Here is an 18,291-nt window from a genome sequence, read left to right on the forward strand (position 1 = left end):
GACCAGCACGGCCACCAGGATCAGGCCGAAGGCGCCGGTGACGATACGGGTACGAGTCTTGGGGTCCACGCTTTCCACGGTACCTGGCCCCCGCGGCGCCCCTTTACCGGGGCCGGGCGAGCTCCCAGCGGTCGATCGCGGTGTAGCGCACTGGACCACGGCCGGGGTGCGCCTTGCCGTCGGCCGGACCGCCGCCGCCATCGCCATCGCCATCGCCCGCACCGAAGTCGCTGCGCATCAGCTCGAAGCCGGTGACCGGGTACGGCTCGCCCTGGAAGGCGGCCAACCGCTCGGCCGCCGCCCGCAGTGCCGCGCGCTGCGCCCCCGTCGGGTGCGAGCGCCCGGTGCCGGCCCGGGCCAGCGTCAGGTGCGGCTGGTAGCCGCCCTCCTGCGCCACCCCCGCCTCGGCCCCCGTCGCCTCGGCCACCGCCAGGGCCAGCGCGTGCAGCGCCCGGGTCTGCCCGGCCAGGCCGACCCAGAGCACCCGGTCGCCGAACCGCCCGCCCCCGGCCAGCCGCAGCTCGTGCTCCTGGTGCCCGCGCGCGGCCCGGGCCAGCCCGTCCCGCAGCGCGGGCAGCCGCTCCTCGGCCACCTCGCCCAGGAACACCAGGGTCAGGTGCCACCCGGCGGGATCGGTCCAGCGCAGCCCGTCCGGTCCGGCCGCTCCGGCCACCGCGCGCAGCGGTGCGACCGCCCGGGCCAGTTCGGCCAGCGCGGCGGCGGGGGGCGTGACGGCGACGAAGAGCCTCATGGCCTCATTCTCCGCACACCGCCTCGGTGCAGCACCGGACGAAGGCCCGCACCGGCTCGCTGGCGTCGTCGGCCGGGACCCAGGCGACGGCCGCACTGGTCGCGCTGACGCCGCTGACGGGCCGGTAGGTGACGCCGGGGCGGGCGTAGAACCGGGCGGCCGAGGCGGGCGCCAGGGCGACGCCGAAGCCGTTGGCGATCGCGCTCAGCCAGTCGTCCGGCTGGTCGGTGACGGCGCCGATCCGCACGGGGCGGCCGGCCCGCTCGTCGGCGGCCAGCCAGTGGTCGCGCCAGGCGCCGGTCTCGGCCGGGGCGGCCACGAACGGCTCGTCCCACAGCTCCTGGAACGCGATCAGCTCCCGGGCCGCCAGCGGGTGCCCGGACGCCAGCGCGACCCAGCGGGGCTCGGTCAGCAGCACCTCGGTGCGGTAGTCCTGCTGGCCCGGGAACGGCAGCCGCAGCAGGGCCAGGTCCACCTCGCGGGCCGCCAGGCCGGCGGTCGGGTCGGACCACGCGGACTGGCGCGTCTCGACCCGCCACCCGGGGTGGCGCCGGGTGAAGGCCGCGACGATGGCGGGCGTGGCCTCGTTGGCGCCGCCGGCCAGCGTCCCGACCCGCAGCACCCGGGCGGCCCGGCGGGTCTGCTGCAGCGCCCGGTCCCAGGCCTCGACCACCGCGGGTCCGGCGGCGGCCAGCGCCCGCCCGGGCCCGGTGAGGACCATCCCGGCCCGCGACCGGGTGAACAGGGCCTGGCCGAGCTGCGCCTCCAACTGCCGCACCTGCTTGGTCAGGGCGGGCTGCGAGACGTACAGCCGCTGGGCGGCGCGAGTCAGGGTGCCCTCCTCGGCGACGACCAGGAAGGTGCGCAGCAGACGGGTGTCGACATCCATGCGCACAGGTTATGGACACCGGTATTGGACGGTGCCGCGACCACCCCGGGAGGCTGGTGGCCATCCCCGCCCAGCCTCCCGGAAAGGCCCCGCCGTGTCCGCTGCCCAGCTCACCCTCACCACCCTCGCGATCGTCGCCAACGCCGGCATCGCCGTCGCCGACCTCGCCAAGGCCCCCTTCGTGCTGGCCAACTCGGCCGAAGTGCGGGTGCCCCGCTCCTGGATCGCCCCGCTCGCCCTCACCAAGCTCGCGGGGGCGGCCGGCCTGGCCCTGGGCCTGGCCGGCTTCGGCCCGATCGGGCTGGCCGCCGCCGCGGGCCTGGTGCTCTTCTTCGTCGGCGCGGTGGGCGTGCACCTGTACACCCGGGTGCTGCACAACCTCGCCTTCCCGCTGGGCTACCTGGCCCTGGCGGTGGGAGCCCTGGTGACGGCCGCCGGTCGCTAGCCCGCCAGGTGGGCCTTGACCGCGGCCACCCGTTCGGCCAGTGGTCCCGGGTCGATCGGGACGCACTCGTAGCCGAGCGCGGCGTACGCGTCCAGGTGGAACCGCTCGAAGCGCCGCGCCTCGGCCAGGCTGATCCGGCGCGCCTCGGTCCGCGTGACGAAGCCGAGTTGCCGGACCAGCAGCACCTGCGGCCGGTACACCCGCTCGGTCCGGATCCGGTCGAGCTCGGCGGCCAGCACCGGGCCGACCGGGTGGCCGAGGAAGGCGGCCAGGGCCATGGTGCAGACCGGGGAGCGGTCGAAGACCTGCACCGGGTGGTCCGGGAACGCCTGCTGGCGCCGGCGCTGCAGCCGGGCGACGTCCGCCACGAACGCGGGCCGCTGCCAGGGCTCCGGATCGCCCTGCGCCTGGCGCAGCGCGATCACGTCGGTGGCGGCCTCCTCGACCACCGGGTAGCCGTCCCATTCCAGTTGGCGCAGGATCGCGGTCTTCCCGGAGCCCGGCGCCCCGGTGAGGATGTGGCGCGCCACCAGGTCCGGCGCGGTCATCGCCGGGTGATCCGCAGCACCCCGGTCTCGGTGCCCTGGTAGAGGGTGCCGTCGGGGGCGGTGGTGCCGGTCATCTGGAGCGGGTTGTAGAGCAGGCCCAGGCCGATCCAGGAACTGGAGCGCTGGGCGCCGGTGGCCGGGTCGAGGGTGGCGTAGGAGTAGGAGGCGAAGGTCTGCACGCCCGCCGCCCCGGTCGGGCCGCTCACCGTCAGGGTGTGGATCAGCCCGTCGGCGAGCGAGAGCCGGGGCAGCGCCGCGGACTTGACGGTGCTGTTCCACACCGGGTGGCAGCCGGCGCCGTCGGCGTCCAGGTCGATCCGGCTCAGCCCGCCGTCGAAGTCGGCCGAGGAGGGGGTGCTGGCCGGGGCGCCGGCCGGCAGGGCGGGGTACGGGTAGCCGTAGGTGTTGGTGACGAAGACGCTGCGGCCGGAGGCGATCACGGCGTCCTCGGTGCCGCTGGCCGGGTACTGGGTCAGCACCGGCGTGGTGCAGACCGGGGCGGGACCGCCGGCCACCCGGTAGACCAGCAGGTTCTCGTGCGGGGCCGCGTTGTCGGTGATGGTCACGTACTCGGTGCCGTCGCCCGGGCCGAAGAAGCTCGGGGTGGCGCCGGTGCCCCAGCTGAGCTGCCCCGGCTTGCGGCCCGGCCCGCGGTCGTAGGCGGCCCGCCACTCCACCACCGGGGTGCCGTCGGGGGCCTCGGCGAGCAGGTAGAGCGCGTGGTCGGTGGCCACGGCGGTGTGGCCGGGCACGGTGGAGATGCTGTTGCCGACGCCCTCCCCAGTGCTGAGCGTGCGCACCGCCCCGGTACCGGTGTCCACGGTCCCGATCACCCCGCCGCCGGTGGCGAACCAGATCCGGCCGTCCCACCCGGGGCTGAGGCCCACGATGTTGTCGCCGGCGGGTATCGCCCCGGCCAGCAACGTGCTCTGACCGACCGTCAGCGCCCAGTGTCCGGCGCCGTCCTGGTGGTGGCCGATGCGCAGCAGGTTGTCGTTGCCGTCCACCACGACCAGCGCGTTCGCGTTGTCCAGGTAGGCGTAGACGCCGCCGAACAGGCTCCCCTTGGGCAGCGCGAGCGAGGCAAGGTCGCTGCCGTCGGCGGGGTTGAGCAGGTGGACGGTCGGGGTCTGGCCGAAGATCGTGGTGCACAGCGCCACCGGCTTGGCGTCGCTGCCGATCACGATCGTCGGGCAGGCCGAAGCCAGTGCCGTGCGGCTCCAGTTGACCGCACCCGTGCCGGGTCCGGCGTACGGGGTGGTGTCGCTGGAGGCGCTGTCCCCGTGCATGGTCGCGGTGCCGTTGCCGGCGGTGGCCGGGTTCTGCGGCGGCAACGGCCCGTACCCGGGCACGGCGTCGGCGAAGGCGGGCGAGCCGAGCACCAGGGAGAGCGCGGCGAGGACGGGCAGGGCGCGGAGGGCGCGCAGGCGCATGACGGATCCTGTTCCGTTGCTGGATGAGGGCACGAAGGAACCGGCGGCCGGGCATGGAGCATCACGCGGCCGCGCGGGTACGGCGGGGCGGGGAGGACGTGACGTGGCCCGGACTGGCTGGGGCGGAAGTGGTGAAAGCGGGCGAACGCGTCGTCAGTTGACGCGACGACAGCCCGTGCTGGTGGCGCGGCCGTGATCGATGTGGCGGCGGCCTTCTTTTGTTTATACGACACCGATCTCGGGTGGCGGCCGGTTTGTTTCTGGGGCGGTGGGGCGGTGGGCGGCCCCCCCCGCCCCGCCCCCCCCCCCCCCCCCGCCCGGATCAGGCCCCGGCCGCACCGCCGAGGTGGCGGGCGAAGAACCGCACCGCGCTCTCGGCCTCGAACCGCGGCAGTTCCTTGTGCCGGCCCGAGTTCACGTGCAGCGACTTCTCCGCCGAGGCGAAGGCGTCGAACAGGGCGAGGCCCTCCTCGCGGGAGATGTGCTCGTCGTCCCACTGCAGGGCGAACTCGATCGGGACGGTGATCCGCGCGGCGTGGGCGGCCAGCACGTCGGGCCAGTGCTGGCCGAAGACGGCGGCCCTGATCCGGGGCTCGGCGGCCACGAACGGCACCCCGATCGCGGTGCCCATGTTGTTGCCCCAGAAGCCGACCGGGCCGTCGGTGCCGATCTCCGGCAGCTCCTGCAGGGCGTCCAGCAGCGCGTGGTACTCGGGCACGGCGAGCTTCGCCAGGTGGTCGTTGTAGCGGACCACGATCGGGCCCTCCGGCTCGCCGGCCGCGCGGGCCGCGAAGAGCGCCTCGACCTCCCGCTCGTCGTGCTCGGTGCGCGGGCGGTCGCCGTGGCCGGGGGTGTCGAGGACGGCCACGTGGTAGCCGCAGTCGCGCACCAGCAGGGCGGCCCGGCCGGACATCGCCGGGTGCTTCTTGTGGTTGCCGCCACCGTGCGCCTGGAGGACCAGGGGTGCGCGCCCCGCCCCCTCGGGGGACCAGAGGACGCCCGGGACGCCGTCGACGGTGAAGTCGCGCTCGACGATGCCGTGGGCGGTGGACTCGGCGGTGAAGATCAAGGAGTTCATGGCAGTGGCCTTTCGAAAGTGCCCGGCTGAGAGGGCGCTCCAAGCGGCACTTATGCCGATCGCCCGACCGTGGTGGCGAGGGGGAGCACCCGCATGCGTCCTGCGGTCATCGGTCCCACCTCCTCGTTCTCGTGCACGGTCGACAGGAACCTAGCAGAACGATCATCAGCCTTACCAGCTCTTTTCCCTGACCGATGATCAGGAAGGTCCCGCCGAAGATTTTCCCGCCCCACCGGTCACACTCCCCCACCCCTGCGGGTCAGTGCAGTGGAAGCAACCGCCGAACCCCCCGGGAGTCCCCGATGTCCACCGCCTTCGTCGTCGCCAGCAGCATCGCCGCCGCCCTCTCCGCCTTCTCCGCCGCGTCCGTCTTCGCCCGGGCCGCGTACGTGGTCGAGCCCCTCACCGCCTACGGGGTGCCGCTGTCCTGGCTGCCGTACCTCGGCGCCGCCAAGGCGGCGGGCGCGATCGGCCTGGTGGTCGGGCTGTTCGTCCCCGCGCTCTGGGTGGCCGCCGCGATCGGCCTGGTGCTCTACTACGCGGGCGCCGTGGCCACCGTGGTCCGGGCCCGGTCCTACGCGCACATCCCGTTCCCCCTGGTCTACCTGGCACCCGTGCTGGTCGCCCTGGGACTGAGCTCGGCGTTCTGACCCGCTGCAGCAGAAACGATGCTGACAGTGCCGCGACCGCCCGGTAGAACGGGTGGCATGAAGATCCGCACCGGTGGTCCCGCCGACGTCCCCGCCATGCTCGCCCTGCTCGACGCCGCCGTGGCCTGGCTCGCCGCCCGGGGCCGGACCGAGCAGTGGGGCTCCGTCCCGTGGTCCGAGCGGCCGGCCGTGGTGGAGCGGGTGGAGCGGTACGCGCGGGACCACCTGGTCCGGATCGCCGAGGACGACCGGGGTCGCCCCGTCGGCAGCTGCGTGCTGACCTCCGGAGCCCCCGACTACGCCCCCAAGACCGACGAACCAGAGCTCTACGTCCAGCAGTTGGTGACCAGCCGGGCGCACCGGAACTCCGGCATCGGCGCCGCCCTGATCGCCGACGCCCGCGCGGAGGCCGCCCGCCGCGGCGTCCGCCTGCTCCGGGTCGACTGCTACGCCGGCCCGGACCGCAAGCTGGTCGCCCAGTACGGGGCGCTCGGCTTCACCGAGACCGAATCGTTCGAGGTGACGACGGCGGACGGCACCGTCTGGCCCGGCCAGGTGCTGGAGATCCGGCTCTGACCCCTCCGGAGGGAGTACACCGCGGGGACGACACGGCGTCGGCGGGCTTGGCCCAGCGGCTGACGACGAGCGGGGCCCGCCTCGGCACGATGGTGCCCATGGGGAACCTGACAGACACTCACGACACGTCATGGATACGGCGGTTGACCACCTCCGCGGTCGCCCTCTGCGCCCTCGCCGGCGCTGCGGCAACGCTGCCCGCCGCAGCGCACGCAGCGGACGCCGACCGCAGCGTGCACGGCGGCCGGTACAGCGCCGAGATCCGGCGCACCGAGTACGGCATCCCGCACGTCCTCGCGCACGACTACGCCGGTCTCGGCTACGGGTACGGGTACGCCTTCGCCCAGGACGACATCTGCGAACTGGCCGACCAGGTGGCCACCGTGCGCGGCGAGCGGGCCCGCTGGTTCGGACCCGCCTCCCCGGATGACCCGACCGGCACCGACAACCTGGACAGCGACGCGTACCACCAGGCCCTGAACGAGTCCGGCACCGTGCAGCACCTGCTCGACCGGCCCGCGCCGCTCGGCCCGACGGCCGAACTGCGCCAAGTGGTCGACGGTTACGTGGCCGGCTACAACCGCTACCTGCGCGAGACCGGCGTGGACCGCCTGCCCGACAAGCAGTGCGCCGGCAAGCCGTGGGTCACCCCGATCACGGCGCAGGACATGTGGAACCTGGAGTACGAGGTCAACGGGCTGATGGGGAGCGCGGGCCTGGCCGGGCTGATCGGCGGCGCCACCGCACCGGGGGCGAGCACCCCCGACGGTCCCACCGCACCGGACCGCTCGGCCGGCCGGGCCGACGCGCTGGCCAGGCTCACCGACACCGAGCACGGCAGCAACGGCTGGGCGATCGGCCGCGACGCCAGCCGGGGCCACGACGGCCTGCTGCTGGCCAACCCGCACCTGGACTGGACCGGCAGCAGCCGCTTCTACCAACTGCAACTGACCATCCCCGGCGTGCTGGACGTGTCGGGGGCGAGCCTCTACGGCACCCCCCTGGTGGAGATCGGGCACACCCAGTCGCTGGCCTGGACCCACACCACCGCGTACGGCGAGCACGCCGAGGTCTACCGGCTCGACCTGGTCCCGGGCGATCCGACCCGCTACCTGGTCGACGGCAGGGCGGAGGCGATGGGGCAGCGCCAGGTCCGGGTGGCGGTGCGCGGCGCCGACGGCAGCACCGGCACCGTCACCCGCACCGTGTACACCTCGCGCTACGGCCCGGTGCTCGGCCCGGGCTGGACCACGGCGCACGCCTACACCGTGCGCGACGCCAACGCCGAGAACCTGCGCTCGATGAACGAGTGGCTGGCCCTCGACCGCGCCCAGGACCTGGACCAGCTGCGCGCCGCCGACACCGCCTACCAGGGCATCCCGTGGACCCACGTGATCGCCACCGACGCCACCGGGACCACCTACTTCGCCGACGCCTCCCGGGTGCCGGTGCTGACCGCGGACCAGCGCGTCCGGTGCGCGGTGCCGCGCGCCGGCGACCTGCCGCCGGCGCTGGACGGCTCCACCACGGCCTGCGACTGGGGCAGCGACCCCGACGCCCTGGTGCCCGGCGAGCACGGACCGGCCGAGCAGCCGAAGCTGACCCGGACCGACTACGTGGCCAACTCCAACAACGGCCCGTACCTGACCAACCCGGCCGCCCCGCTGACCGGTCTGGCGCCCGGCTACGACGCCGGCACCGTGCTGGACCCCCGTCCGCAGCTGGGCCTGCGGATGATCGCCCAGCGGCTGGACGGCACCGACGGGCAGGGCGCACCCGGCTTCGACCTGCCGACCCTCCAGGCGACCATGGGCAACGACCGCAACCAGGTCGCCGAGCTCGGCCGGGACGACGTGGTCGCGCTCTGCCGGACCACCCCGGGCGTGACCGCCACCGACGGCAGCACGGTCGACCTGCACGCCGCCTGCGACGCGCTGGCCGGCTGGGACGCCCGGTACGCGACCGACAGCCGGGGCGCGGCACTGTGGCAGGCGTTCTTCTGGAACCTGATGCGCAGCGGTCCGCGCACCTGGTGGAAGGTGGCCTACGACCCCGCGCAGCCGCTCACCACGCCGCGCGGCTTCGACCCCGCCGACCCGCGGGTGGGGCGCGCGCTGGCCGACGCCGTCGAACAGCTGACCGCCGCGAAGCTGCCGGTGGACGTGCCGCTGGGCGCCACCCAGCAGTGGGACGGGGTGCCGCTGCCCGGCTGCGACGGACACCTGGGGTGCTTCAACGTGGTCCGGGCCGGTGCGGACTCGGGCCGCGCCGGTGCCGCCGGGACGAGCACCGCGGCGAACGCCGCCGACGGTTCGAGCTTCGTCATGGCCACCGAACTGACCGCACGGGGGCCGCAGACCCGGACCCTGCTCACCTACGGGGAGTCGGTGAACCCCGACTCCCCGCACTACACGGACCAGACCGCGCTCTTCTCGCGCGGCCAGTGGGTGACCGAGCGGTACACCGAGGCCGAGATCCGGTCCGCCCCGCAGCTGCAGGTCACCGTGCTCCGGTAGCAGCGGACGTCGGGGGGCGGCCGCGCCGTGCGGCCGCCCCCGACGCACCGTCAGCAGGCCGTGGCCAGCTCCCGCGGCCGCTCCGCGACCGGGGTGCGCGGCACGAGGGCCACCACCCGGCTGCCGCGGTGCAGGTCCACCCGCAGCCGCAGGTCCGCGCACCGGGCGAGCACCAGGCCCACCACCGCGGCCGCCAGTGCGGAGACCGCGCCGCAGGCCAGCAGCCCGGTCCGGGCGCCGTAGGCGTCCGTCACCCAGCCCACCAGCGGCGCGCCGACGGGGGTGCCGCCGGTGAAGACCAGGACCAGCAGGCCCATCACCCGGCCGCGCATCTCCGGGTCGGTGGCCAGCTGCAGGTAGGAGTTGACCGCGGTGTTGAAGGTCAGTCCGAAGGCGCCGATCAGGGTGAGCAGGGCCGCGAAGGTCCAGTACCCGGGCGCCGCGGCACCGGCCAGCTCCAGCACTCCGAAGGCCAGCGCCGCGCCGGTCAGCCAGCGCAGCCGCGGGTTGCCGCAGCGGGCCGCGTACAGCGCGCCGGCCAGCGACCCGAGCGCCATCGCCGTGTTGAGCAGGCCGTACTGACCCGGGCCGACGTGGAAGGTGCCGTAGGCGAAACCGGAGAGCAGGGTCGGGAAGTTGAACCCGAAGGTGCCGATGAAGCCGGCCAGCACCATCGGCCAGATCAGGTCGGGGCGCTCCTTGACGTACCGCAGCCCCTCCTTCAACTGGCCCTTCTCGCGCGGGATCCGGTCCACCGGGCGCAGCTCGTCGGGGCGCATCGCGAGCAGCCCGGCGATCACCGCGGCGAAGGAGAGCGCGTTGAGCGCGAAGGCCCAGCCGCTGCCCACGGCGGCGATCAGCAGACCGGCCACTGCCGGACCGACCAGCCGGGCGCTCTGGAAGTTGGCCGCGTTCAGCGAGACCGCGTTGCTCAGGTCCTCGGGGCCGACCATCTCGGAGACGAAGGCCTGCCGGGTCGGCGTGTCCAGCACGGTGACCAGGCCGAGCAGCAGCGCGAAGGCGTAGACGTAGTACTCGGTGACCAGCCCGGTCAGGGTGAGGGCGGCGAGTCCGGCCGCGAGCACGCCCATCGCGCCCTGGGTGGCGATCAGCAGCCGGCGCTTGGGCATCCGGTCGGCCAGCACCCCGCCGAAGAGGCCGAGCAGCAGGGTGGGCAGGAACTGCATGGCGGTGGTGATGCCCACCGCGAGGGGGCTGCCGGTCAGGCTCAGCACCAGCCAGTCCTGGGCGATGCGCTGCATCCAGCTGCCGGTGTTGCTGACGATCTGTCCGGCGAAGAAGTACCGGTAGTTGCGCACCCGCAACGAGGAGAACATCCCTCCCGGGCGGGTGAAGACGGCCCCTGTGGGGCCCGGTGCGGCGGAGTGCGCCGCGGTGCGTTCGTCGGGGTCGGCGGTATGGCTTCCCTTGCTCATCTGGGTCCTCTCGTTCGCGTGTGCCGTGCCGTGCCCGGGACGCCTCAGAGATGCGCGAGCCGGTCGAGTACGGGGGCCGCCGCCCGTACCGTCGCCCACTCCTCCTCGGTCAGCTGGGAGGCGAGCTCGGCGAGCCAGGCGTTGCGGCGCCGACGGCTCTCGTCCAGGATCTCGGCGGCCTGGTCGGTCATGCTGACCACCACCTGCCGCCGGTCCTGCGGGTGCGACTCGCGCCGCACCAGGCCCTTCTCCTCCAGCATCGCGATGATCCGGGTCATCGAAGGCGGCTGGACGTGCTCGCGCCGCGCCAGCTCCCCCGGCGTGGCGCTCCCGCACCGCGCCAGCGTGCCCAGCGCCCCCATCTCGGTGGGGCTCAACGACTGCTCCACGTGCTGGTGCCGCAACCGGCGGGCCAGCCGCATCACGGACGACCGCAGCTGACTGACGGCAGCGAGGTCGTCCCCGGACATCTCGGACATGATCCTTAGCTTACGTCATTACCCTAGCTAAATAAAAATCCCCCGCGCAATCGGGTTTGACCGGCGGCGGACACGCCGGGCGAGACCGGGAGAACCGTTTCGGCCGACCCGTCGCGCCCTAGGGTGAGCGCGCACTGACGACCCGTCGATCCAGGGAATCCTCCGCCATGCGCCTTCGCCATGCCGTCGCCGCCTCCGCCGGCGCGCTGCTGCTCGCCGTGACGCTGCCCAGCTCGGCCTTCGCCGCCGCGGGGAGCTTCGAGTACGCATTCGGCCCGGGCCCCCGCGCCGCGCTGCACGACCCCGACGGCGGCACCTGCCTCGACCTGCCCGAGGCGACCGACGACCAGGCGGCCTTCGCGCCGGCGAACCACACCGACGCCACCGCGACGGTCTTCCTGGACTTCGACTGCGCGGGCGACACGTACTACGTGATGACCCCGGGCAGCCGGCTCGGCGACCGGCTCAGGCTGCGCTCAGTGATCTTCTCCTGACGGCCGGTCGGCCCTCAGCGCGGAAAGGCCCGCCGGCTGCGCCACCCGGTGTGCTCGCGGGACACCGCGCTCTCCACGTCCCCGGCCAGCCGGGCCCAGGCGGCCTCGGCGTCCGGGGCGTTCAGGTCCAGGGTGCTCAACCGGCCCCAGACCTGGTCGAGTTCACGGGCGGCCAACTGGTACCCCAGGGCCAGCGGGCGCAGCTGCATCAGCTGGGTCCAGGCGACCACCGCCGCGGCGGCCGCCGCACAGGCGGCGAAGATGCTGACCGAGAAGGCGCCGGCCGCCTGGGCCACCGCCGCGCCGCCACCGATGATCATCAGGGCCACCGTGGCCAGCCCCCAGGTGACCGACTGCGACTCGTACGCCTGGGCCCGGGCCAGGTACCAGGTGCGCTGGTCCTCCACCCGCATCCGCAGGTAGCAGGTGCGCCGGACCACCAGGCTCTCGGCGCGCAGGCTGCGCATCCCGTCGGTGACCTCCGGTGCCGCGTCCGGGCCGAACACACCGTACTCCTCGAAGGTGGCCAGCAGCCGGGCGAGTTCGGCCCGGTAGACCTCGTCCACCTCCAGCGAGTCGGCCGGGCCGTCGAACGGGTGGGCCCGCACGGTGTACGCCCAGGCCAGCGTCTTCACCGACTCGGCCGCCGCCCGGGCCTGGTACCAGTGGGCCTGCGGGTTGGTGGAGCGCAGCCGCGACCAGAAGAAGCCGGCCACCAGGAAGGCCGCCACCGAGACCAGCGGTGCCGCCCCCCGGCCGGTGGCCACCACGCCGACGGCGGCGGCCAGCACCAGCATCACGATCATCCAGCGGTACCAGCGCAGCGTCTGCCGCTGCCCGAGGAGGGCCGCCCGGTCCGCCGTGTGGAACGGCTCGGGCAGGAAGTCAGCCTCGTCTATCGTGCTCGGATCCCATCGCACCATCGGCCCCGTGTCCCCTCACAGCTCTGGGAGGCAGTATGCCCACCGTCAACTGGGCTACACAGCACGGTTTCCAGCCACCGGAGCCGGGTGGGTCGCCGGACCTGGTCTGGTACGCGGCGTACGGCTCCAACCTGCACCTCGAACGGTTGACCGCCTACCTGGCCGGCGGTCGGCCGCCCGGCGGGGAGCCCGCCTTCCCCGCGCACCCGGGCTGCCGCGACCCCCGGCCGCCGCGGGCCGACCGGGCGGTCCGGCTGCCCGGGCGGCTGTACTTCGCCCTGGAGTCGGCGGTGTGGACCGGCGGGATGGCCTTCCACGACCCGCACGGACCTGGCCGGATCCCGGCCCGCGCCTACCTGCTGACGGCGGCCCAGTTCGGCGACCTGGCGGCCCAGGAGATGCACCGGCCGCCCGGGGACGGACCCGACCTCGCCCCGGTGCTGCGCACCGGCCGGGCCGGGTACGGGAACGGCCGGTACGAGACGCTGGTCTGCCCCGGCTGGCTCGACGGCCACCCGGTGCTCACCTTCACCGCGCCCTGGACCGCGGCCGAGGCCCCGCTCAACCCGCCCTCGGCCCGCTACCTGCGCCACCTGGGCACCGGCCTGCGCGAGTCGCACGCCTGGTCCACCGCGCGGATCGCGCGCTACCTGAGCACCCGGCCGGGCGCGGCCGGGCACTGGTCGGTCGAGCAGGTGGCGCGCCTGCTCGGCTGACCCGGGTGGCGCGCCTGCTCGGCTGACCCGGGTGGCTCGGCTGCTCGGCTGCTCGGCTGACGCCCGGGCCTACGCCCGTCCCCCGCCGAGGCGGACGGCCAGACCGTCCAGCACCACCTCCAGCCCGTAGCGGAACTTCTCCTCGCGGGCCGCGGCCGGGTCGGCCAGCTCCTGCGGCACGCCCCCGGCCAGGTGGTCGTAGTCCGCGTGCGCCTGCTGGGCGGCGGGCAGCAGGCGGGCCACGAACTCCTGCTCGCTCTCGCCGGAGCGGGCCACCGTGGTGAGCCAGGCGGCCTCGGTGGTGCCGACGCCGATCACGTAGAAGAGCACCGTCTCGATCGCGCGGGACGGCTCGGGGAAGCCCGCGGCGTCGAAGAGGGCGGCCAACTGCTCCGAGAACGCCATCAGGTTGGGGCCCAGGTAGGCCAGGCCGGCCTGGCCGAGCACCGAGGCCAGCCACGGGTGGCGCAGCGCGGTGTCCCGGAAGGCGGCGGCGGCCTCGCCGACCGGGTCCCGCCAGTCGGCGCCCGGCCGGACGGCCGGCACGGCGATCTCGCCGAACACCTCGTCGGTGGCCAGCTCCATCAGCTCGTCCTTGGTGGCGACGTGCCGGTAGAGCGAGGTGGCCCCGGCGTTGAGGCGGGCACCGAGCTTGCGCATGCTCAGCGCCTCGGCGCCGTCGGCGTCCAGCATCACGATCGCCTCGCGCACGATCGCGGCCCGGCTGAGCGCGGGCTGCTCGGGCTCGCGCGGTTCACGGGCCCAGACGGACGGGATCGGGTTGGTCCTGGCGGCCACGGGGCGCCCCTCTCTCCTCCTGCGTACAGCGTTCGCTTCAGCGTACACACTTAAGGCTTGCGCACACTGTTCGCAGCTGCATACAGTGTTCCCATCGAAGGAACAGTGTGCGCAACCCGGAGTCCCGGAGGGGAACGAACCATGGAAGCCGTTGCCGAGACCGCAGTCCGCAACCCGCGGCGCTGGTGGATCCTGATCGTGCTCTGCCTCAGCTCGCTGGTGCTGGTGGTGGACAGCATGGCGCTGACCGTCGCGGTGCCCTCGATGACCAGGGAGCTGGGCGCGACCGCCCAGGACACCCAGTGGATCCTCGACTCCTACGTCCTGGTCTTCGCCGGCCTGCTGCTCACCTCGGGGAGCCTGGGCGACCGCTTCGGCCGGCGCCGGATCATGCTGATCGGCCTGCTGCTCTTCGGCGGTGCCTCACTGGCGGCGACCTTCTGCGCCAACCCCGGCGAGGTGATCGCCGCCCGGGTGGCGATGGGGGTCGGCGGCGCGCTGATCATGCCGTCCACGCTGTCCATCCTGATCACCGTCTTCGACGAGCAGGAGCGCGCCAAGGCGATGGCGGCCTGGAGCTCGGTCTCGCTGCTGGGCCTGGTGGGCAGCCCGGTGCTGGGCGGCGTGCTGATCGCGCACTTCTCCTGGCACGCGATCTTCTTCCTGAACGTCCCGGTGGTGGCCCTGGCGGTGCTGGCCGGCCTGCTGCTGATGCCGGAGTCCAAGGGCCCGTGGCAGAAGGCGGACCCGCTGGGCGCGGTGCTGTCGGCGGCGGGGATGACGGCGCTGGTCGGCTGGATCATCGAGCTCCCGCAGCACGGCGCGCTGGGCGGCCACGCCTGGATCACACTGACCGTCGCGGTGCTGGCTCTCGGCGGCTTCGTGGTCTGGGAGAACGTCACCGCGTCGCCGATGGTCCCGCTGCTGCTCTTCAAGCACCGCGACTTCACCGGCGGCTCGCTGTCGCTGACCCTGGTGCAGATCGGCAACGGCGGCCTGCTGCTGGTGCTGACCCAGTACCTGCAGTTCGTGCTCGGCTACTCGCCGGTCAAGGCGGGCCTGGCCTTCGTGCCGCTGGCGGTCACCGCGCTGATCGGCAACGGGGTGGGCGCCAAGCTGGCCGCGAAGCTGGGCAACCGGGCACTGGTGCTGACCGGCATGGTCGTGATGGCCGCCTCCTTCGCCCTGCTGAGCACCGTCTCCGCCGACACCGGCTTCGCCGTCCCCGCCACCGCGCTGGGCCTGCTGGGCCTGGGCGCCGGGCTGGCGATGCCGGCCGCGGTGGGCGCGCTGATGGGCACGATCCCGCCGGAGCAGGCGGGTGTCGGCTCCGCGCTGAACGACACCATCGGGCAGGCGAGCACCGCGCTGGGCATCGCGATCCTGGGTTCGCTGCTGGCCGGCGACTTCGCCCGCCGGATGCCGGGCGACGCCCCCGCCGCCGCCAGGCAGTCGATCGCCGGCGCGCTGGCGGCGGCGCACGGGGACGCCGGCCTGGTGCACGCGGCCCGGGCGGCCTTCACCGACGCGATGTCCACCACCTTCACCCTCGGCGGGATCGGCGTGCTGGCGGCGGCCCTGGTGGCCGCACTGGTGATGCGCAAGGGCGAGCCGGCGCCGGAGCGGGTCGCCGCCCCGGCCGCCGAGGCCGAACTGGCCGCCTGACGGACCGTCACGATCGGAGTCCATTGCGGCCGGAAACTGGCCGCAATGGACTCTACTCTTTTTCCTGTCGGGCCAGTTCGCCACTCCTCCTGGGGGAATCCATGATCCTCGTCACCGGTGCCACCGGAAACGTCGGCCGCCACGTGGTGGCCCAGCTGGTCGAGCAGGGCCACGCGGTCCGGGTGCTGACCCGCCGTCCGGAGCAGGTGGACCTCCCCGCCACCGTCGAGGTGGCCGCGGGCGACCTGACCGACCCGGACGCGCTGGCCGCGGCGCTCAAGGACGTGCAGTCGGTCTTCCTGTTCGCCGCCCCGGGCAGCGGGCCCGGCTTCGTGGCCGCGGCCGAGCGGGCGGGCGTGCGGCACGTGGTGCTGCTCTCCTCCGGCGCGGTGGACGACGCGGCGGCGGAGCAGGCCAACCTGATCGCGGCCTACCACTGGGAGATCGAGCAGGCGCTGCGCGCCTCCGCCCTCTCCTGGACCTTCCTGCGCGCCTACTCCTTCGCCGCCAACACCCTGGCCTGGGCGGGCCAGACCAAGGGCGGCGACGTGATCCGCGGCGCCTACGCCGGGGCCACCGCGGCCCCGGTGCACGAGGCCGACCTGGCCGAGGTCGCGGTGCTCGCCCTCACCACCCCGGGCCACCAGGGCCGGATCCACGAGCTGACCGGGCCGGACTCGCTGACCCACGCCGAGCAGGCCGCGCTGCTGGGCCGCGCCCTGCAGCGCCCGCTCAGCTACCAGGAACTCCCGGCCGAGGTCGCCCGCGAGGCGATGAGCGCCTTCGTCCCCGGCCCGGTCCTGGACGCGATCTTCTCCGTCTGGTCCGCCTCGGTCGGCCACCCGGCCAGGACCACCGGCACCGTCGAAACCCTTCTCGGCCGCCCGGCCCGCAGCTACCTCAGCTGGGCGCAGGACCACGCGGCCGCGTTCTGAGCGGCCACCGGGGTGGAGGGCCGGGCCCTCCACCCCCGACCGCTCACCGGTGGTTCGCCCGCTACTGCCCGATCCCGAGCGCCGGCATCAGGTAGTAGAACGCGAACACCGCCGCCACCACGTACAGCGCGACCGGCACCGACTTCCACCGGCCGGTGGCGATCCGCAGCACGCAGAAGGTGATGAAGCCCATCCCGATGCCGTTCGTGATGCTGTAGGTGAACGGCATCAGCACCATCGTCAGGAATGCCGGGATCGCGATCGTGTAGTCGGCCCAGTCGATCTCGCGGATCGAGTTCGCCAGGATCAGGAAGCCCACCGTGATCAGCGCCGGGGTGGCCGCCTGGGCCGGGACCATCGTGGCCAGCGGGGTGAGGAACAGCGCGAGCAGGAAGAGCCCGCCCGTGACCAGGCTGGCCAACCCGGTGCGGGCGCCCTCGCCGACGCCCGCGGTGGACTCGACGAAGCAGGTGTTCGCCGAGGAGGAGGTGGCGCCGCCCGCGGCGGTGGCGATGCCGTCGACCATGAGGATCTTGTTGATGCCCGGCAGGTCGCCGTTCTTGTCGAGCAGGTGGGCCTCGTCGGCGACGCCCAGGATGGTGCCCATCGCGTCGAAGAACGAGCTCATGAGCACGGTGAAGACGAAGAGCAGGCCGGTCAGCAGGCCCACGTGGTGGAAGCCGCCGAACAGGCTGACGTTGCCGACCAGGTTGAAGTCCGGGGTGTCCACCGGGTTGCCGGGCCACTTCGGCACGGTCAGGCCCCAGGCGTCGGCCGGCAGGTCGGCGGCCTTCTGGATGACCAGCGCGACCACGGTCATCGCCACGATCGAGATCAGGATCGCGCCGGGCACCTTGCGCACCACCAGCACCAGGGTGAGCAGCACCCCGAGCACGAAGACCAGCACCGGCCAGCCGTGCAGGTGGCCGCCGACGCCCAGCTGGAGCGGGACGGTGGTGTGCGCGGCGTCCGGGATCCGGCTGACGAAGCCCGAGTCGACCAGGCCGACCAGGGTGATGAACAGGCCGATGCCGATCGCGATCGCCTTGCGCAGGCCGAGCGGCACCGCGTTCATCACCCGCTCGCGCAGCCCGGTGGCCACCAGCAGCATGATGCAGAAACCGGCCAGCACGACCATGCCCATCGCGTCCGGCCAGGTCATCCGGGGTGCCAGCTGGAGCGCGACGATGGTGTTCACGCCCAGGCCCGCGGCCAGGCCGATCGGCACGTTGCCGATCACGCCCATCAGCAGCGTGGTCAGACCCGCCGTCAGCGCCGTGGCGGTGACCAGCTGCGGGAAGCTGAGCGCGTGCTTGTTCATGTCCACCGCGTTGGACAGGATGATCGGGTTCAGCACCAGGATGTAGGCCATGGTGAAGAAGGTCGCGACCCCGCCGCGGAGCTCGCGCGCGAGGCTGGAGCCCCGGGCGGAGACGCGGAAGTAACGGTCCACGGCGCCGGTGGGGGGAACGGGCGCGGGCGGCTCGGGCGACTCCAGGGTCGGCTGGGCCTGGGAAGGCATGCGTAGTCCTCGAAGTGGGGGTGGAGGAGAACTTCAAGTATGGGTGGACCGGTCGTGCACGCGCCATCTTCGCGCGTAGACAACCGCCGCTCGGCGCACCCCCGCGAGCGCTTCCGGACCCCGTACGCTACGTGCCATGCCGAAGACCCCGCTGCACCCCGCCCCGCCGGCCATGGAAGCCAACGACGTCGCGATCGTCGGCGGCGGCACCGTGCTCTGGTTCGTGGGCTTCGTCGTGCTGCTGCCGTTCCAGCACGCGCTCAGCGCCCACGGGCACGGACAGTGGCCGTGGATCTGCCTGTCCGGCGGGCTGCTCGGCCTGATCGGCCTCTGGTACTGCCGGGCCCGCCGGGCCGCCATCCAGCGCGACCGGGCCGCCCAGCAGGCCTGACCCGCCCTCAGGCACCCCCGCCCGCCGGTCGACCCGCCTTCGGCCC

Annotated in this window: 19 protein-coding genes; 9 read left to right on the forward strand and 10 right to left on the reverse strand. The window is 73.8% G+C overall.

Annotated features, from left to right (window positions below; translation table 11 throughout):
- Positions 1 to 103 precede the first annotated feature (103 nt).
- Together thpR and ACFW1A_RS06940 are read right to left on the reverse strand one after the other, a co-directional pair.
- Complete coding sequence (gene thpR / locus ACFW1A_RS06935; protein ID WP_380405430.1) at positions 104 to 751, reverse strand: RNA 2',3'-cyclic phosphodiesterase; 648 nt, start codon at positions 749 to 751, stop codon at positions 104 to 106.
- A 4-nt stretch (positions 752 to 755) separates the two neighbouring features.
- Positions 756 to 1,640, reverse strand: coding sequence for a LysR family transcriptional regulator (locus ACFW1A_RS06940; RefSeq protein WP_380405433.1), 885 nt, complete (start codon positions 1,638 to 1,640; stop codon positions 756 to 758).
- A gap of 94 nt (positions 1,641 to 1,734) precedes the next feature.
- Here ACFW1A_RS06940 and ACFW1A_RS06945 point away from each other — a divergent pair, with 94 nt between their 5' ends.
- Positions 1,735 to 2,085 carry a DoxX family protein gene (locus ACFW1A_RS06945; RefSeq protein ID WP_380405436.1) on the forward strand — a complete coding sequence of 117 codons (351 nt, stop codon included), beginning with the start codon at positions 1,735 to 1,737 and terminating at the stop codon, positions 2,083 to 2,085.
- Here ACFW1A_RS06945 and ACFW1A_RS06950 read toward each other — a convergent pair.
- The 3 genes from ACFW1A_RS06950 to ACFW1A_RS06960 form a co-directional block, all read right to left on the reverse strand.
- Complete coding sequence (locus ACFW1A_RS06950) at positions 2,082 to 2,633, reverse strand: AAA family ATPase (RefSeq protein WP_380405439.1); 552 nt, start codon at positions 2,631 to 2,633, stop codon at positions 2,082 to 2,084. The two genes, ACFW1A_RS06945 and ACFW1A_RS06950, sit on opposite strands and share 4 nt — an antisense overlap.
- Positions 2,630 to 4,066: a hypothetical protein gene (locus ACFW1A_RS06955; RefSeq protein ID WP_380405442.1), complete on the reverse strand. Its 1,437-nt coding sequence runs from the start codon at positions 4,064 to 4,066 to the stop codon at positions 2,630 to 2,632. The genes ACFW1A_RS06950 and ACFW1A_RS06955 overlap by 4 nt, the downstream gene beginning before the upstream one ends.
- A gap of 322 nt (positions 4,067 to 4,388) precedes the next feature.
- Positions 4,389 to 5,144 (reverse strand): alpha/beta hydrolase, encoded by a 756-nt coding sequence (locus ACFW1A_RS06960; RefSeq protein WP_380405445.1) that lies wholly within the window; start codon positions 5,142 to 5,144, stop codon positions 4,389 to 4,391.
- Between the two features lie 302 nt (positions 5,145 to 5,446).
- On the opposite strand from ACFW1A_RS06960, the gene ACFW1A_RS06965 reads away from it, so the two are divergent.
- From ACFW1A_RS06965 to ACFW1A_RS06975, 3 genes are all read left to right on the forward strand, one after another.
- On the forward strand, positions 5,447 to 5,794 hold the full coding sequence (locus ACFW1A_RS06965) for a DoxX family protein (protein WP_380405447.1): 348 nt from the start codon (positions 5,447 to 5,449) through the stop codon (positions 5,792 to 5,794).
- Positions 5,795 to 5,851: 57 nt separating this feature from the next.
- Positions 5,852 to 6,370, forward strand: coding sequence for a GNAT family N-acetyltransferase (locus ACFW1A_RS06970; RefSeq protein WP_380405450.1), 519 nt, complete (start codon positions 5,852 to 5,854; stop codon positions 6,368 to 6,370).
- A gap of 143 nt (positions 6,371 to 6,513) precedes the next feature.
- Entirely contained in the window at positions 6,514 to 8,886 is a 2,373-nt protein-coding gene (locus ACFW1A_RS06975; protein ID WP_380405453.1) for a penicillin acylase family protein, read from the forward strand.
- 50 nt (positions 8,887 to 8,936) lie between these two features.
- Here the strand turns inward: ACFW1A_RS06975 and ACFW1A_RS06980 are convergent, their stop codons facing one another.
- Positions 8,937 to 10,322, reverse strand: coding sequence for an MFS transporter (locus tag ACFW1A_RS06980; protein ID WP_380405456.1), 1,386 nt, complete (start codon positions 10,320 to 10,322; stop codon positions 8,937 to 8,939).
- A gap of 44 nt (positions 10,323 to 10,366) precedes the next feature.
- Positions 10,367 to 10,801 (reverse strand): MarR family winged helix-turn-helix transcriptional regulator, encoded by a 435-nt coding sequence (locus ACFW1A_RS06985; protein WP_380405459.1) that lies wholly within the window; start codon positions 10,799 to 10,801, stop codon positions 10,367 to 10,369.
- A 167-nt stretch (positions 10,802 to 10,968) separates the two neighbouring features.
- Between ACFW1A_RS06985 and ACFW1A_RS06990 the strand changes: the two genes are divergently transcribed.
- Positions 10,969 to 11,295 carry a hypothetical protein gene (locus ACFW1A_RS06990; protein WP_380405462.1) on the forward strand — a complete coding sequence of 109 codons (327 nt, stop codon included), beginning with the start codon at positions 10,969 to 10,971 and terminating at the stop codon, positions 11,293 to 11,295.
- 14 nt (positions 11,296 to 11,309) lie between these two features.
- Here the strand turns inward: ACFW1A_RS06990 and ACFW1A_RS06995 are convergent, their stop codons facing one another.
- The gene (locus tag ACFW1A_RS06995; RefSeq protein WP_380405465.1) at positions 11,310 to 12,218 is read right to left on the reverse strand and encodes a DUF4231 domain-containing protein; all 909 of its coding nucleotides are present in this window, start codon (positions 12,216 to 12,218) and stop codon (positions 11,310 to 11,312) included.
- A gap of 35 nt (positions 12,219 to 12,253) precedes the next feature.
- Here ACFW1A_RS06995 and ACFW1A_RS07000 point away from each other — a divergent pair, with 35 nt between their 5' ends.
- Complete coding sequence (locus ACFW1A_RS07000) at positions 12,254 to 12,934, forward strand: histone deacetylase (protein ID WP_380405468.1); 681 nt, start codon at positions 12,254 to 12,256, stop codon at positions 12,932 to 12,934.
- A gap of 69 nt (positions 12,935 to 13,003) precedes the next feature.
- On the opposite strand, the gene ACFW1A_RS07005 is transcribed toward ACFW1A_RS07000, so the two are convergent.
- A complete protein-coding gene (locus tag ACFW1A_RS07005) occupies positions 13,004 to 13,732 on the reverse strand; it encodes a TetR/AcrR family transcriptional regulator C-terminal domain-containing protein (protein ID WP_380405471.1) in 729 nt (242 codons plus the stop codon).
- A gap of 141 nt (positions 13,733 to 13,873) precedes the next feature.
- Here ACFW1A_RS07005 and ACFW1A_RS07010 point away from each other — a divergent pair, with 141 nt between their 5' ends.
- Together ACFW1A_RS07010 and ACFW1A_RS07015 are read left to right on the forward strand one after the other, a co-directional pair.
- Entirely contained in the window at positions 13,874 to 15,397 is a 1,524-nt protein-coding gene (locus tag ACFW1A_RS07010; protein WP_380405473.1) for an MFS transporter, read from the forward strand.
- A 101-nt stretch (positions 15,398 to 15,498) separates the two neighbouring features.
- Entirely contained in the window at positions 15,499 to 16,332 is an 834-nt protein-coding gene (locus ACFW1A_RS07015; RefSeq protein WP_380405476.1) for an NAD(P)H-binding protein, read from the forward strand.
- A gap of 61 nt (positions 16,333 to 16,393) precedes the next feature.
- On the opposite strand, the gene ACFW1A_RS07020 is transcribed toward ACFW1A_RS07015, so the two are convergent.
- Entirely contained in the window at positions 16,394 to 17,854 is a 1,461-nt protein-coding gene (locus tag ACFW1A_RS07020) for an NCS2 family permease (RefSeq protein ID WP_380405479.1), read from the reverse strand.
- Between the two features lie 136 nt (positions 17,855 to 17,990).
- Here ACFW1A_RS07020 and ACFW1A_RS07025 point away from each other — a divergent pair, with 136 nt between their 5' ends.
- Positions 17,991 to 18,245: a DUF2530 domain-containing protein gene (locus tag ACFW1A_RS07025; protein ID WP_380405481.1), complete on the forward strand. Its 255-nt coding sequence runs from the start codon at positions 17,991 to 17,993 to the stop codon at positions 18,243 to 18,245.
- Positions 18,246 to 18,291 lie beyond the last annotated feature (46 nt).

It is taken from the genome of Kitasatospora sp. NPDC058965 (assembly GCF_042741245.1).
Classification (GTDB): Bacteria; Actinomycetota; Actinomycetes; order Streptomycetales; family Streptomycetaceae; genus Kitasatospora.